Source organism: Caulobacter sp. GW821-FHT11E11 (genome assembly GCF_058808315.1).
This window is the reverse complement of record NZ_JBXARO010000005.1, coordinates 82,859-95,249: the sequence shown is the minus strand read 5'-3', so window position 1 is coordinate 95,249 and position 12,391 is coordinate 82,859. Positions and strand designations below refer to the sequence as shown.

Here is a 12,391-nt window from a genome sequence, read left to right as displayed (position 1 = left end):
GCTATAAATCGTTCTTTTTTTGTTCTCAATCATGGGAGGCGTCAATGCCCCTCTTCAAACCCCGCCCGCCCCAAGCCGCGCGAGAGACCAAAGACTCCCGCGCCGCCCGCCTCATCGCCCTCACCACCGGCGGCCGGCCGCAGTGGACGCCCCGCGACTACGGCGCCCTGGCGTCTGAGGGTTTCGCCAAGAACCCCGTCGCCTATCGCTGCGTGCGCCTGATCGCCGAGGCCGCCGCGGCCACGCCGTTGGCCGTGTTCGTCGACGGCCGCCGGGCTGACGACCATCCGCTCAAGCGCCTCCTCGACCGCCCCAACCCGGAGCAGGGCGGGCCCGACCTGATGGAGCAGTTCTTCGGCAGCCTCCAGGTCGCCGGCAACGCCTACCTCGAGGCGGCCGGCGCCGACGCGCCCACCGAACTCTACGCCCTGCGCCCCGACCGCATGACCCTGGTCCCCGGCCCGCGCGGTTGGCCGCTGGCCTATGACTACCAGGCCGCCGGACGCACCGTCCGCATCGCCCGCGACGCCGACGGCTGGCTGCCGGTGCTACACCTGAAGCTCTTCAACCCGACCAACGACCACTACGGCTTCTCACCGCTGGAAGCCGCCGCCTTCGCGATCGACGTCCACAACGCCTCCAGCGCCTGGAACAAGGCGCTGCTGGACAACTCCGCGCGGCCGTCGGGCGCGCTGGTCTACTCGTCCAAGGACGCCGGCGACCGGCTGACCGACGAGCAGTTCGACCGGCTGAAGACCGAGCTCTCCGCCGCCCACTCCGGCCAGGCCAACGCAGGCCGGCCGCTGCTGCTGGAGGGCGGCCTCGACTGGCGGGCCATGTCGCTGACGCCGGCCGAGATGGACTTCACCGAGGGCAAGCACGCCGCCGCCCGCGAGATCGCTCTGGCGTTTGGGGTCCCGCCGCAGCTGCTGGGTATCCCCGGCGACAACACCTACGCCAACTATCGCGAGGCCAACGCCGCCTTCTGGCGCGGGACCGTCGCGCCGCTGGCCGAGCGGGCGGCGCGGGCGCTAACGGGATGGCTCGGCGCCAAGTTCCCCGGCGCGCGGATCGCCCCGGACCTGGACGCGGTGCCGGCCCTGTCGACCGAGCGCGACGCCCTGTGGAGCCGCCTCCAGGCCGCCTCTTTCCTGACCGACGCCGAGCGCCGGCGCCTGGCGGGGCTGGAGCATTGAGCGCCTCCGTCAACGGCTGGCGCTTCGACCGCCAGGTGTCGATCGGCCTGATCGTCACCGTCTTCCTGCAGGCCGCCGCCGCCCTGATGTGGGCCGGCCGCGCCTCGGCCCGGATCGACGACATGCAGCGGCGCGTGGACGCCCAGGCCCCGGTCGCCGAGCGTCTCGCCCGCCTGGAGGAGCAGGCCACCGCCACCCGCCAGAGCCTGGCCCGCATCGAAGCCCGACTGGAGCGCGTCCATGACCGATGACCTGAAGATCGAAGGCTACGCATCCCTGTTCTGGACCCGCGACCTCAATGACGACGTCACCGCCGCCGGGGCCTTCGCCGAGAGCCTGGCGCAGGGCGCGCCGGTGGTCATGCTGCACCAGCACGACGAGGCCGAGCCGGTCGGCGTCTGGGACGAGGTCGTCGAGGACGGCAAGGGCCTGTTCGTCCGTGGCCGCATCCTGCGGACCACGCCGCGTGGCCGTCTGGTCGCCGCGCTGGTCGAGGCCGGCGCCCTGGACGGCCTCTCCATCGGCTTTCGCCAGGTCAAGGCCCGCACCCAGGGCCGCCTGCGCGTCCTGTCCCGCGTCGAGCTGTGGGAGGTGTCGATCGTGACCTTCCCGATGCTGCCGGCCGCGCGGCTGACCCGATCCGCCTAGCGGATATCTGCTTCCCCAACCCGGAGATCCCCATGAAGGAAACCAAACACGCGGCCTCGCCCGAGGCCCGCGCGGCGCTGGCTGACGTCCTGACGGCGTTCGAGAGCTTCAAGACCGCCAACGACCAGCGGCTGTCGGCCATCGAGACCAAGCGGGCCGACGCCCTGCTGGAAGAGAAGGTTGGCCGCATCGACGAGGCCATGAGCCGCGCCCAGGATCGGCTGGACCGGATCATGGCGGATCTTCGCCGGCCCGGTCTTGGCGGCGATGCGCCGCTGGCGCAGGTCGACGAACGCAAGGCCGCCTTCGACCGCTATGTGAAGACTGGCGAAACGCCCGCCGCGCTACTGGAAGCCAAGGGCCTGTCGGAAGGTGTGGCCACCGCCGGTGGCTATGTCGCCCCGCCGGAGCTGGAGCGGCTGATCCTGCGTCGCCTGGCGGCCACCAGCCCGATGCGCGAGATCTGCCAGGTCCGCACCATCGGCGCCGGCACGTTCCGTAAGCCGGTCAGCCCGACGGGCCTGGCCGCCGCCTGGGTGGCCGAGACCGCCGCGCGTCCGGAGACGACCGCGCCCACGCTGGACGTCATCGACTTCCCGGCCGGCGAGCTCTACGCCAGCCCGGCCGCCACCCAGGCCCTGCTGGACGACGCCTATGTCAGCATCGACGAGTGGCTGGCGGAAGAGGTGCAGGACGCCTTCGCCGCCCAGGAGACCACGGCCTTCGTGACCGGCGACGGGGTCAACAAGCCCAAGGGCCTGCTGGCCTACACCGCCGCGCCGGACGCCTCTTACACGTGGGGCCAGGTCGGCTATCTGGCCACCGGCGTCGCGGGCGCCTGGCCGGCCAGCAACCCGACCGACAAGCTGATCGACCTGATCTACGCGGCCAAGACCCAGTACCGCCAGAACGGCCGGTTCGTGATGAACCGTCGCACGGTCAGCGCCGTGCGTAAGTTCAAGGATGCGCAAGGCAACTACATCTGGAACGCGGCCCTGCAGCCGGGCCAGTCGGCGTCCTTGCTCGGCTTCCCGGTCACCGAGATCGAGGCCATGCCGGACGTCGGCGCCAACGCCATGGCCCTGGCGTTCGGCGACTTCGAGAAGGGCTACCTGATCGTCGACCGCGCCGGCGTGCGGGTGCTGCGCGACCCGTACTCGGCCAAGCCGCACGTGCTGTTCTACACCACCAAGCGGGTCGGCGGCGGGGTGCAGAACTTCGACGCGATCAAGCTGCTGAAGTTCGCGGCGTCTTAAGATCGCTTCAGCGTCCCGCCGCGACGCGGCGGGACGCGCCTTCCAGGAATTCCTCCATGCCCCAATCCCTCACCCTGGCCGAGGCCCGGGCGTTCCTGCGCGTGCCCGACGCCTCGGAGGACGCGGTCCTCACGATCCTGATCGACGCCGCCGAGGCGCGCATCGCCAGCGCCGCGTCCGTGACCCTGAGCCCCACGAGCCCCGCGCCGTTGCGGCTGTCGGTGCTGACCCTCGTCGCCCACGCCTATGAGCACCGCGCCTCTCAAAGCGAGAATGGGGGCGAGCCCTCGCTGGCCCTCGTCGAGCCGTGGCTGGCGCCCTATCGAAAGGCCCGGCTGTGAGCGACAAGCCCCTGATCGACGCCCTGGTCGCGACCCTGAAGGCCGCGCCCGCCGTCACCGCCATCGTCAGCCAGCGGATCCATCCGACCGCCCCGCGCCTGCCGACCTATCCCTGCGTCGTCGTCACCCGGACCGAAGCCCGGCCGGTCGGCGAGAACGACGCTATCGAGCACCTGCTGACCATCACCTGCGCCAGCCGCTTCGGCGGACCCGAGGAGGCCCGCGCCCTGGTCGCGGCCGTGCGGGTGGCGCTGCACGATGCGCGGCCGACGCTGACCGGCCGGCGACTCGTGAACCTGCGGGTTCCTTATGCCGACGTCTTCGCCGGCGCGGATCGCGAGACCACCCTGGGCGTCGTCCGCGTGCGCGCCGTCACCGAAGCCCCCTAATTCCGGAGAACCGCCATGGCCGCCCAAGCCGGCAAGGACATGCTGCTGAAGATCAGCGACGGGGCCGCGACCCCGACCTTCCACACCGTCGCGGGCCTGCGCGCCCGGACCATCAGCCTGAACGCCAGGACCATCGACGCCACCGACAGCGACAGCACCGGCCGCTGGCGTGAGCTGCTGGCCGGGGCAGGGGTGAAGTCGGTGGCCGTCTCCGGCTCGGGCATCTTCCGCGACGCCGCCTCGGACGCCCAGGTGCGGACCAGCTTCTTCGACCAGTCGGCCCGCGTGTGGCGGCTGGTGATCCCGGACTTCGGCCAGCTGGAGGGCGCGTTCCTGGTGGCGGCCCTGGACTATGCCGGCGAGCACGACGGCGAGGCGGCGTTCGCGCTCAGCCTGGCCTCGGCCGGCGTCGTGACCTTCACGGCGATCTGATGCTGTCGCCCAATCCCGCGCGGGGCGAGGTGGTCGTGACGATCGCCGGCGCGCCGCGTCGCCTGTGCCTGACCCTGGGCGCCCTGGCGCGGATCGAGACGGCGTTGGGGCTGTCGGACTGGTCGCAACTTCCGGACCGGATCGCCACGCTGTCGGCCGGCGATCTCTCCGCCGTGCTCGCGGCTCTGCTGGACGGCGGCGGCGAGGCCTCCGACATCGCCGACCGCGCCACCGTCCCGGAAGCCGCCAGCGCCCTGGCCGCCGCCCTGGCGGCCTGCGCGTGACCTGGGCCACGCCGCTGCGGCTCGCCGTGTCCCTGGGTATCGCGCCCGAGGCCTTCTGGCGGCTGTCGCTCAAGGAGTGGCGGGCGCTGACGCAGACGCCACCGGCGCCCGTGCTCACGCGCACCGACCTGTCCGCCCTGATCGCCCGCTATCCCGACGAGGAGATCCGATGAACTTCGAAGACGACGGCCTTAGCGCCATTCCTGCCAAGGCCGCCCAGGCTGCGGCTGCACTCGAGACCCTGAAGGCCCCCGCCGAACGCGCCGCGCGCTCGATCGACGACGCCTTCACGCGGGCCGGCGCGTCCCTCGCCCGCTCGCTGGCGCGAGCGGCGGCCGATGGTCAGGTGTCGCTGGGCGAACTGGCGCGCGCGGTGCTGGGCGCGGCGGGGACGGCGTTGAAGGGCGGCCTGACCGAGGCTCTGTCGAAGAGCTTTTCCGGCGCCAGGGCCGACGGCGGCCCGGTGCTGCCCGGCGGCGCCTATCTGGTCGGCGAGCGCGGGCCGGAGGTGTTTCGCCCGACCTCGGCCGGCAGCATCGAGCCGGCCGGCGGGGGAGGGGTGTCGGTGACGGTCAATGTCCAGGGCGGGGAGGTCAGCGGCCTGGTCCGCTCGGACGCCCAGCTGGCCCAGGCGCTGGCCCGGGCCGTGTCCTTGGGGGCGCGGCGCCTCTAGAGCGCCATCGCCACGGTGTTCGGCGGCGGGGCGCCGTACTTGTTTTCGCCCACCACGCCGGTGCTGCAGCCGACCCACAGGGTGAAGGCCAGCCAGATCGCGAAGGCGATGAACATCGACATCAGCAGGCCGCCCACGCTGGCCAGCATGGCCATGCTGGGCTCGTCGCCGTGGAAGCCGTTGGCGATGGCCGTGAAGCCCACCGAGGCGACGGCGCCGAACACCAGGACCGGGCCCAGAACCCACGGCAGCACCTGCCACCAGCCGGTTTGACCCATGTCGTGCAGGCGCTTGGAGTGGATGCAGACGCTGGAATAGATCGTCGCCAGCGAGATGGCCCAGCCGATCACGGGCAGCCAGCCGGCCACGACGTTGACGCCCAGCAGGACGAGCCAGCCGATCCAGAACGCCTGGCGGCCGATGCGGCCTTCCGGCGACAGGAACAGGGTCTTCCAATCCATTTCGATCTCCAATCTCAGGCTCAATAGGTAGAGCCCGACGACCCGCTGATGAAGTGAAAAGCGGGTCATGACGCAGTCTTAATGGCGTTTCGCCTGAACGGCTCCGCTTTTTCCGCAAACCATTTCGCGAGTGAGGATCGCCATGAGCGAGTTCCATGAGGCGCGCCTGCCCGCGCGCCTGGCGTTCGGCTGCACGGGCGGGATCGAGCGGCGCACCGACATCGTCACCCTGGCCTCCGGCTTCGAGCGGCGGACCAGCGCGTGGAGCCAGGGCCGCCGCCGCTACCTGATCGCCACCGCCGCCCGGCCGCTGGACGAGGTCGCCGAGTTGCTGGCGTTCTTCGAGGCGCGGGGCGGACGGCTGGCGGGGTTCCGGTTTCGCGATCCGACGGACTTCAAGTCGTGCGCTCCTTCAGCGCTGCCGGCGATGGGGGACCAGGCGATCGGGACCGGTGACGGGACACGCAAGGTGTTCCAGCTGATCAAGGCGGGGCGGCTCATCGCCAAGCCGGTAGCCGGGACCGTGAAGGTTGCTGTCGCCGGCGTCGCGGCGCCGTTCAGCGTGGATACGACCACCGGGCTCGTGACCCTGACCACGGCGCCGGCCGTCGGCGCGGCGGTGACGGCGGGGTTCGAGTTCGACACGCCGGTGCGCTTCGACCTCGACCGGCTGGACGTGACGCTGGAGGGCTTCGCCGCCGCGCGGGTCAGCGCCTGCGCCCTGGTCGAGGTGCGGGTCTGATGCGCGCGCTTCCCGAAGCGCTGGATATCGGCCGGCTGTGCCAGGCGTGGATCGTCACGCGCGTGGATGGGGTGAAGCTGGGCTTCACCGATCATGACCGCGACCTGGTGGTCGACGGTGTCACGTGCCGGGCCAGCGGCGGCTGGAGCCCCGGCGCGACCGAGACCGCCGCCGGCTATGCGCCGGGGCAGGGCGCGGCGCTGGGTGTGCTGGATGCGGACGGCGTCACCGAAGCGGACCTGGCGGCCGGGCTCTACGACGGGGCGCGGGTGGCGGCGTTGCGCGTGGACTGGAGCGCGCCGAGCCGGCTGGTGCGGCTGTGGACGGCGACGATCGCGGCGGTGTCGCGAGAGGGCGAGGCGTTCACCGCGACGCTAGCGGGGCCGCTGGCTGAGTTGGAGCGGGTGGTCGGGCGGACGTTCACGCGGCTTTGCGATGCGCGGCTCGGCGACGAGCGCTGTGGGATCGCGGCGGCGCCGGGGGCAGTCTGTGACAAACGCTGGGCGACGTGTGTCGGGACGTTCGCAAACGGCGTGAACTTCCGGGGTTTCCCGACGGCGCCGGGGGAGGACTTCCTGACGCTGTATCCGGTCGAGGGCGAGCGGAATGATGGGGGGCGGCGGTGAGCGCGGAGAGCGCCCCCTCCGTCTCGCTGCGTATCCGCAGCGATCCACCTCCCCCGCAGGCGGGGCAGGAGAAGAGCGGGTTTCCTCCTCACCCGTGCAACGGGGGAGGTGGCGCGGCGCGGATACGCGCCGTGACGGAGGGGGCGCTCGTCCTCCACCACGCCCGCCTCTGGCTCGGCACCCCCTACCGCCACCAGGCCTCGACCCTGCACGCCGGCTGCGACTGCCTGGGCCTCGTCCGCGGCGTCTACCGCGCCCTCCACGGCGCCGAGCCCGAACCGCCGCCGCCCTACCGCCCGGATTGGGCCGAGACCGGCGGTCGCGAACTCCTCCTCGAAGCCTTCTCCCGCTGGCTCATCCCCATCGACACCCCACGCCCTGGCGACGTCCTCGTCTTCCGCATGGCCCCCGGCGCGGTCGCCAAGCACTGCGCGATCCTCACCGCCCCCGACCGCATGATCCACGCCTACTGGGGCCGGGCCTGCGTCGAGAGCGTGCTGGGCCGATGGTGGCGCGAGCGCCTCGTGGCCGCCTTCCGATTTCCAAAGGAGCCCGCATGGCCCAGATGATCCTCACCAGTGTCGGCGCGGCCGTCGGCGGCGTGTTCGGCGCGGCGGCGGGCGCGGTGGTCGGCGGGCTGATCGACCACGCCGTGGCGGCTGGCACGAAGGTCGGCCCGCGCATCCCCGAGCTGCGCCTGACCGGCGCGGCCGAGGGCGCGGCGCTGCCGTGCGTGTTCGGCCGGGCCCGCGTCGGGGGCCAGGTGATCTGGGCCGCGCGGTTCCGCGAGAAGCGGGTCGAGACCAGGGTGGGCGGCTCCAAGGGTACGAGGACCGCCAACTACGCCTACAGCCTGTCGTTCGCCGTGGCGGTCGCCGAAGGGCCGATCGACGGCATCGGCCGGGTCTGGGCCGACGGCAAGGTGATGGACATGACCGCTGTCACGATGCGCGTGCATCGCGGAAGCGAGGACCAGGCCCCAGACCCGCTGATCGCCGCCATCGAGGGCGCGGCCCCAGCTTATCGCGGCGTGGCCTATGTAGTGTTCGAGGACCTGCCGCTGGAGCCCTACGGCAATCGTCCGCCGCAGCTATCGTTCGAGGTCTTTCGCCGGCCACGCGCCAGCGGCGCGTCAGCGGGCTTGGAAGAAAGACTGAAGGGCGTCTGCCTGATCCCCGGCGCGGGGGAGTTCGTCTATGCGACCGAGGCGGTGTTGCGTCGCGAGGGCCTGACCCGCACCGCGTCCGAGAGCATGCACAACGCCGAGGGACGGCCCGATCTCGTGGTGGCCCTGGACCAGCTCAAGGCCCAGCTGCCGAACGTCGATCACGTCACCCTGGTGGTCAGCTGGTTCGGCACGGATCTCCGCTGCGGCCAATGCCAGATCAAGCCGGGCGTCGAGGGCGCGGGCAAGGACACCCTGCCGCTGACCTGGAGCGTCGCCGGCGTCGGCCGCTCGGGCGCGCACCTGATCTCGCTGAAGGATGGCGCCCCGGCCTATGGCGGCACGCCGGCCGACGCGGTGGTGCTGCAGGCCATCGCCGAGCTGAAACGGCGCGGGCTGAAGGTGACGCTGTACCCGTTCATCCTGATGGATGCGCCGACCTACCCCTGGCGCGGCCGGATCACCTGCGAGGCGGGGAGCGACGGGACCGCCGCCGCGGCGGCCCAGGTGAACGCCTTCTTCGACGGCGAGTGGGGCCTGCGCCGCATGGTTCTGCACCAGGCGTCGCTGGCCGCCCAGGCCGGCGGCGTGGACGGCTTCGTGATCGCCTCGGAGCTGCGCGGCGTGACCACGGTGCGCGGCGCCAGCGGGACCTATCCGGCGGTCGCCAAGCTGAAGAGCCTGGCCGCCGAGGTCCGCGCCGCCGTCGGCCCGGCAACCAAGCTGGGCTATGCGGCCGACTGGTCGGAATATTTCGGGCACCAGCCGGGCGGCGGCCATGCCGTCTTCCACCTCGACCCGCTGTGGGCCGATCCGAACATCGATTTCGTCGGCATCGACTGGTATCCGCCGGTCACCGACTGGCGCGAGGGCGAGACGCACCTGGACGCCGTCGCCGGCTTCAGTGGGCCGCACGATCCGGACTATCTCCGCGCCGGCCTGACCGGCGGCGAGGCTTTCGACTGGTTCTACGCCAGCCAGGCCGCGCGCGACGCCCAGGTCCGCAGCCCGATCACCGACGGCGCGGGCGAGCCGTGGATCTGGCGGGCCAAGGACCTGAAGTCGTGGTGGAGCAACCCGCACCACGATCGCCCCGGCGGCGTGTGGTCGTCCACGCCCACGGCCTGGCTCCCGAAGTCCAAGCCCATCCGCCTGACCGAGTTCGGCTGCCCGGCTGTCGACAAGGGCGCCAACTCGCCGAACCTCTTCATCGATCCCAAGAGCTCGGAGAGCTTCCTGCCACCCTATTCCACGGGTGAGCGCGACGACTTCGGCCAGCGTCGTTACCTGGAGGCCGTGCTGGCCTGGCTGGCGACGCCGACGACCAATCCGGTCTCGCCGGTCTATGGCGGGCCGATGATCGAGGCCGCCAGCGCCTGGTGCTGGGACGCGCGGCCGTTCCCCGACTTTCCCGCCCGCGCGGACGTCTGGAGCGACGGCGGCAACTGGGTGCTGGGCCACTGGCTCACGGGGCGGGCCGGCATCGCGCCGCTGCCGGAGTTGATCCAGGCCCTGGGCGCGCGGGCCGGCGTCGACATCGACCCCGGTGAGGCGGGCGGATCGGTGGGCGGCTATGTCGTCGACCGGCCGATGCGCCTGCGCGACGCCCTGGCGCCGCTGACCGAGGCCTTCGCCCTGGATCCGGTCGAGCGCGGCGACCATGTGAAGATCCTGGCCCGCGCTGGCCGGGCCGTAAGCACACTGGACGCCGACGACCTGGCCCTGCCCGACGACGGCCCCGCCGAGACCCACAGCCGCGTGCTCGACCCCGCCGTCGAGGCCTTGCGCCTGCGTTTCATCGACGCCGCCCGCGACTATCAGGTCGGCTCGCTGGTCGTGCGACGCGAGGCCGGCCAGGGGACCCGCGACGCCGATGCGCCGATCGTGCTGGCCAGCGCCGAGGCCCAGGCCGTCGCCCAACGGATGCTGGCCGCCGACGAGGCCGCCCGACTGGCTCGCATCGTGCGCCTGTCGCCCTCGGCCGCCCTGCGCCTGGAGGCCGGCGACCGCCTGGCCCTCGATGGTGAGACCTGGCGCGTGCAGCGCCTCGATCTCGACGAGCGTCCGCGCGCCACCCTGGTCCCAGTGCTTGCGGGCATTGGCGTGGCCGGCGGCGTCGACTGGACCCCGGCTCCGCCGCGCGATCCGGCCGCCCCACCGATGCTGCACGTGCTGGACCTGCCGTCGGACGGCGCGCTGTCGGATGACGCCCGACCCCTGGTCGCCGCCGCCTGCGAGCCGTGGCGGCCGCTCGAGATCCATGCCGGCGCGGGCGTCGAGACCCTGAAGGTCCGCACCCGCCTCGCCGAGCCCGCGACCCTGGGGGAGACGCTGACCGATTTGCCGCCAGCCTCGCCGCATCGGCTGGACCGAGGCAGCCTGACCGTCCGCATGGAGGGCAAGAGCCTCTCCTCCGCGCCCCTCGCCGCCATGCTGGCCGGCGACAACAGCCTGGCGATCCGCGCGCCATCGGGCGACTGGGAGGTCATCGCCTTTCAGGCGGCCGAGCTGGTCGCTTCCGATACCTGGAAGCTCTCCGGCCTGCTGCGCGGCCAACGCGACGGCTTGGCGACCGAGGTCGTGATCCCGGCCAGCGCGCCGGTCGTGCTGCTGGACGAGGCGCTGGCTCCGATGGACGTCGCCGCCTTCGAGCGCGGGACGCCGCTGATGGTCCGCGCCGCTCCGGCCGGTGGACCGCCGGCAGGCTCGGCCATGACGCAGGTCTCCGCGACCTGGACCGGCCGCGCCCTGCGGCCGCTGTCGCCGACGCATTTGAGGAAGCGCCTCGTCGCCGGTGACCTGCAGCTCACCTGGATCCGCCGCGCCCGGGTCGGCAACGACGTCTGGGAGGGTGAGGTCCCATTAGGCGAGGGTTCGGAGCGCTACCTCATCCGCATTCTGGACGGCGCAACGGTGCTGCGCGAAGCTGAGGCTTCGGCGCCCGTCTTCACCTACACCGCCGCCATGCGCACGGCCGACGCCCCCTCTGGCGCGGCCCGCATTGAGGTCTTCCAAGGCGGCGCGCTGTACGGTTGGGGCGCCCCTGCGACGACAGGTCTGTGATCCGAAAGCCACAGGTGGTCTTGCGCGGCGCTCTGGACGTTCTAGATGGAGGGCGGTACCGACACCGCCTTACTTTTTCCAAAGGACCTTCCTTGGCCCGCGACCCGTATCAGGAACTCGGCGTTTCCCGCACCGCAACGGCGGACGAGATCCGCAAGGCGTTCCGCAAGCTGGCCAAGCAGCACCATCCGGACGCCAATCCGGGGGACAAGAAGGCCGAGGAGAAGTTCAAGCAGATCAGCGCCGCCTTCGACATCGTCGGCGACGCCGAGAAGCGCAAGAAGTTCGACCTGGGCCAGATCGATGCCGACGGTCGCGAAACCGCGCGCGGTTTCGGCGGCCAGCCCGGCAACGGCCCGTTCAACGCCGGCGGCTTTGGCCAGGGCGGGTTCCATCGCGACCAGGGGCCCGAGATCGATCTGTCGGATCTCTTCGGGGGCATGTTCAATCAAGGCGGCGGCGGGCGTGGCCCGTTCGGCGGCGGTGGCGCCGGCGGCGGCTTCTCGACCAAGGGCGCCGACATCAAGGCCCGCCTGGACATCGACCTGGAAGAGGCGATCAAGGGCGGCAAGAAGCGCGTGGCCTTCTCGGACGGCCGCACGATCGACGTCAGCATCCCGGCCGGCGCCCAGGAAGGCCAGACCCTGCGCCTGAAGGGCCAGGGCAGCCCCGGCCGTGGCGGCCAGGGCGACGCCCTGATCGAGCTGGCGATCAAGCCGCACCCGATCTATCGCCGCGAGGGCGACGCCCTGGTCATGGACCTGCCGATCTCGATCCCCGACGCGGTGCTGGGCGGCAAGGTCGAGGCTCCGACCCCCGACGGCAATGTCATGCTGAACGTGCCCAAGGCCAGCAACAGCGGCCAGACCCTGCGTCTGAAGGGCCGCGGCATGCCCGACGCCAAGGGCAAGCGCGGCGACCTGCTGGCCAAGCTGGTGGTCACCCTGCCCGAGACCGCCGACGAAGACCTGGAAAAGTTCGCCCAGGCCTGGCGGGATCAAAAGCCGTACACGCCGAAGCGTAAGTAGGGGCGCGACCGCTCGGCTCTTGCCTCCAAGCCCTACCCGTTTTAGGGGAATTGACGGGCTTTCAGCGAACGGCGTCGGGCGGGCTTC

At 71.8% G+C, this 12,391-nt stretch carries 16 protein-coding genes and 2 pseudogenes; 16 read left to right on the top strand and 2 right to left on the bottom strand.

Going from position 1 to position 12,391, the window contains the following annotated elements:
- Window positions 1-44 precede the first annotated feature (44 nt).
- From AC1RR5_RS13685 to AC1RR5_RS13640, 10 genes are read left to right on the top strand one after another with little or no spacing between them, the layout of a single operon-like run.
- Window positions 45-1,196, top strand: a complete 1,152-nt coding sequence (locus AC1RR5_RS13685; protein WP_492922196.1) for a phage portal protein — start codon at window positions 45-47, stop codon at window positions 1,194-1,196.
- A complete protein-coding gene (locus tag AC1RR5_RS13680; protein ID WP_492922195.1) occupies window positions 1,193-1,447 on the top strand; it encodes a hypothetical protein in 255 nt (84 codons plus the stop codon). The genes AC1RR5_RS13685 and AC1RR5_RS13680 overlap by 4 nt, the downstream gene beginning before the upstream one ends.
- Window positions 1,437-1,844, top strand: a complete 408-nt coding sequence (locus AC1RR5_RS13675) for an HK97 family phage prohead protease (protein ID WP_492922194.1) — start codon at window positions 1,437-1,439, stop codon at window positions 1,842-1,844. Before AC1RR5_RS13680 ends, AC1RR5_RS13675 begins: the two co-directional genes overlap by 11 nt.
- A gap of 32 nt (window positions 1,845-1,876) precedes the next feature.
- Window positions 1,877-3,100, top strand: coding sequence for a phage major capsid protein (locus tag AC1RR5_RS13670; protein WP_492922193.1), 1,224 nt, complete (start codon window positions 1,877-1,879; stop codon window positions 3,098-3,100).
- Between the two features lie 56 nt (window positions 3,101-3,156).
- Complete coding sequence (locus AC1RR5_RS13665) at window positions 3,157-3,441, top strand: head-tail connector protein (RefSeq protein WP_492922192.1); 285 nt, start codon at window positions 3,157-3,159, stop codon at window positions 3,439-3,441.
- Entirely contained in the window at window positions 3,438-3,830 is a 393-nt protein-coding gene (locus tag AC1RR5_RS13660; RefSeq protein WP_492922191.1) for a DUF3168 domain-containing protein, read from the top strand. Before AC1RR5_RS13665 ends, AC1RR5_RS13660 begins: the two co-directional genes overlap by 4 nt.
- 15 nt (window positions 3,831-3,845) lie before the next feature.
- A complete protein-coding gene (locus tag AC1RR5_RS13655) occupies window positions 3,846-4,262 on the top strand; it encodes a phage major tail protein, TP901-1 family (RefSeq protein WP_492922190.1) in 417 nt (138 codons plus the stop codon).
- A complete protein-coding gene (locus AC1RR5_RS13650) occupies window positions 4,262-4,546 on the top strand; it encodes a GTA-gp10 family protein (protein ID WP_492922189.1) in 285 nt (94 codons plus the stop codon). Before AC1RR5_RS13655 ends, AC1RR5_RS13650 begins: the two co-directional genes overlap by 1 nt.
- The gene (locus AC1RR5_RS13645) at window positions 4,543-4,719 is read left to right on the top strand and encodes a phage tail assembly chaperone (protein WP_492922188.1); all 177 of its coding nucleotides are present in this window, start codon (window positions 4,543-4,545) and stop codon (window positions 4,717-4,719) included. The genes AC1RR5_RS13650 and AC1RR5_RS13645 overlap by 4 nt, the downstream gene beginning before the upstream one ends.
- Entirely contained in the window at window positions 4,716-5,219 is a 504-nt protein-coding gene (locus AC1RR5_RS13640; protein ID WP_492922187.1) for a phage tail tape measure protein, read from the top strand. Before AC1RR5_RS13645 ends, AC1RR5_RS13640 begins: the two co-directional genes overlap by 4 nt.
- Here AC1RR5_RS13640 and AC1RR5_RS13635 read toward each other — a convergent pair.
- Window positions 5,216-5,680 (bottom strand): DUF805 domain-containing protein, encoded by a 465-nt coding sequence (locus AC1RR5_RS13635; protein ID WP_492922186.1) that lies wholly within the window; start codon window positions 5,678-5,680, stop codon window positions 5,216-5,218. The two genes, AC1RR5_RS13640 and AC1RR5_RS13635, sit on opposite strands and share 4 nt — an antisense overlap.
- A gap of 142 nt (window positions 5,681-5,822) precedes the next feature.
- On the opposite strand from AC1RR5_RS13635, the gene AC1RR5_RS13630 reads away from it, so the two are divergent.
- The 3 genes and pseudogenes from AC1RR5_RS13630 to AC1RR5_RS13620 all read left to right on the top strand — a co-directional run.
- Window positions 5,823-6,422, top strand: a complete 600-nt coding sequence (locus AC1RR5_RS13630) for a phage distal tail protein, Rcc01695 family (protein ID WP_492922185.1) — start codon at window positions 5,823-5,825, stop codon at window positions 6,420-6,422.
- Entirely contained in the window at window positions 6,422-7,048 is a 627-nt protein-coding gene (locus tag AC1RR5_RS13625; RefSeq protein WP_492922184.1) for a phage/gene transfer agent baseplate hub protein, read from the top strand. Before AC1RR5_RS13630 ends, AC1RR5_RS13625 begins: the two co-directional genes overlap by 1 nt.
- Before the next feature lie 11 nt (window positions 7,049-7,059).
- Window positions 7,060-7,162: pseudogene (locus tag AC1RR5_RS13620) on the top strand (hypothetical protein); the annotation flags it as partial.
- On the opposite strand, the pseudogene AC1RR5_RS13615 reads toward AC1RR5_RS13620, so the two are convergent.
- Window positions 7,135-7,197, bottom strand: a pseudogene (locus AC1RR5_RS13615) (hypothetical protein); the annotation flags it as partial. The pseudogenes AC1RR5_RS13620 and AC1RR5_RS13615 overlap by 28 nt on opposite strands.
- Here AC1RR5_RS13615 and AC1RR5_RS13610 point away from each other — a divergent pair.
- From AC1RR5_RS13610 to AC1RR5_RS13600, 3 genes are all read left to right on the top strand, one after another.
- Window positions 7,171-7,617 carry an NlpC/P60 family protein gene (locus AC1RR5_RS13610; protein WP_492922648.1) on the top strand — a complete coding sequence of 149 codons (447 nt, stop codon included), beginning with the start codon at window positions 7,171-7,173 and terminating at the stop codon, window positions 7,615-7,617. The pseudogene AC1RR5_RS13615 and the gene AC1RR5_RS13610 sit on opposite strands and share 27 nt — an antisense overlap.
- Window positions 7,605-11,276 carry a baseplate multidomain protein megatron gene (locus AC1RR5_RS13605; protein ID WP_492922183.1) on the top strand — a complete coding sequence of 1,224 codons (3,672 nt, stop codon included), beginning with the start codon at window positions 7,605-7,607 and terminating at the stop codon, window positions 11,274-11,276. The genes AC1RR5_RS13610 and AC1RR5_RS13605 overlap by 13 nt, the downstream gene beginning before the upstream one ends.
- Window positions 11,277-11,368: 92 nt before the next feature.
- Window positions 11,369-12,304 carry a DnaJ C-terminal domain-containing protein gene (locus AC1RR5_RS13600; protein WP_492922182.1) on the top strand — a complete coding sequence of 312 codons (936 nt, stop codon included), beginning with the start codon at window positions 11,369-11,371 and terminating at the stop codon, window positions 12,302-12,304.
- Window positions 12,305-12,391 lie beyond the last annotated feature (87 nt).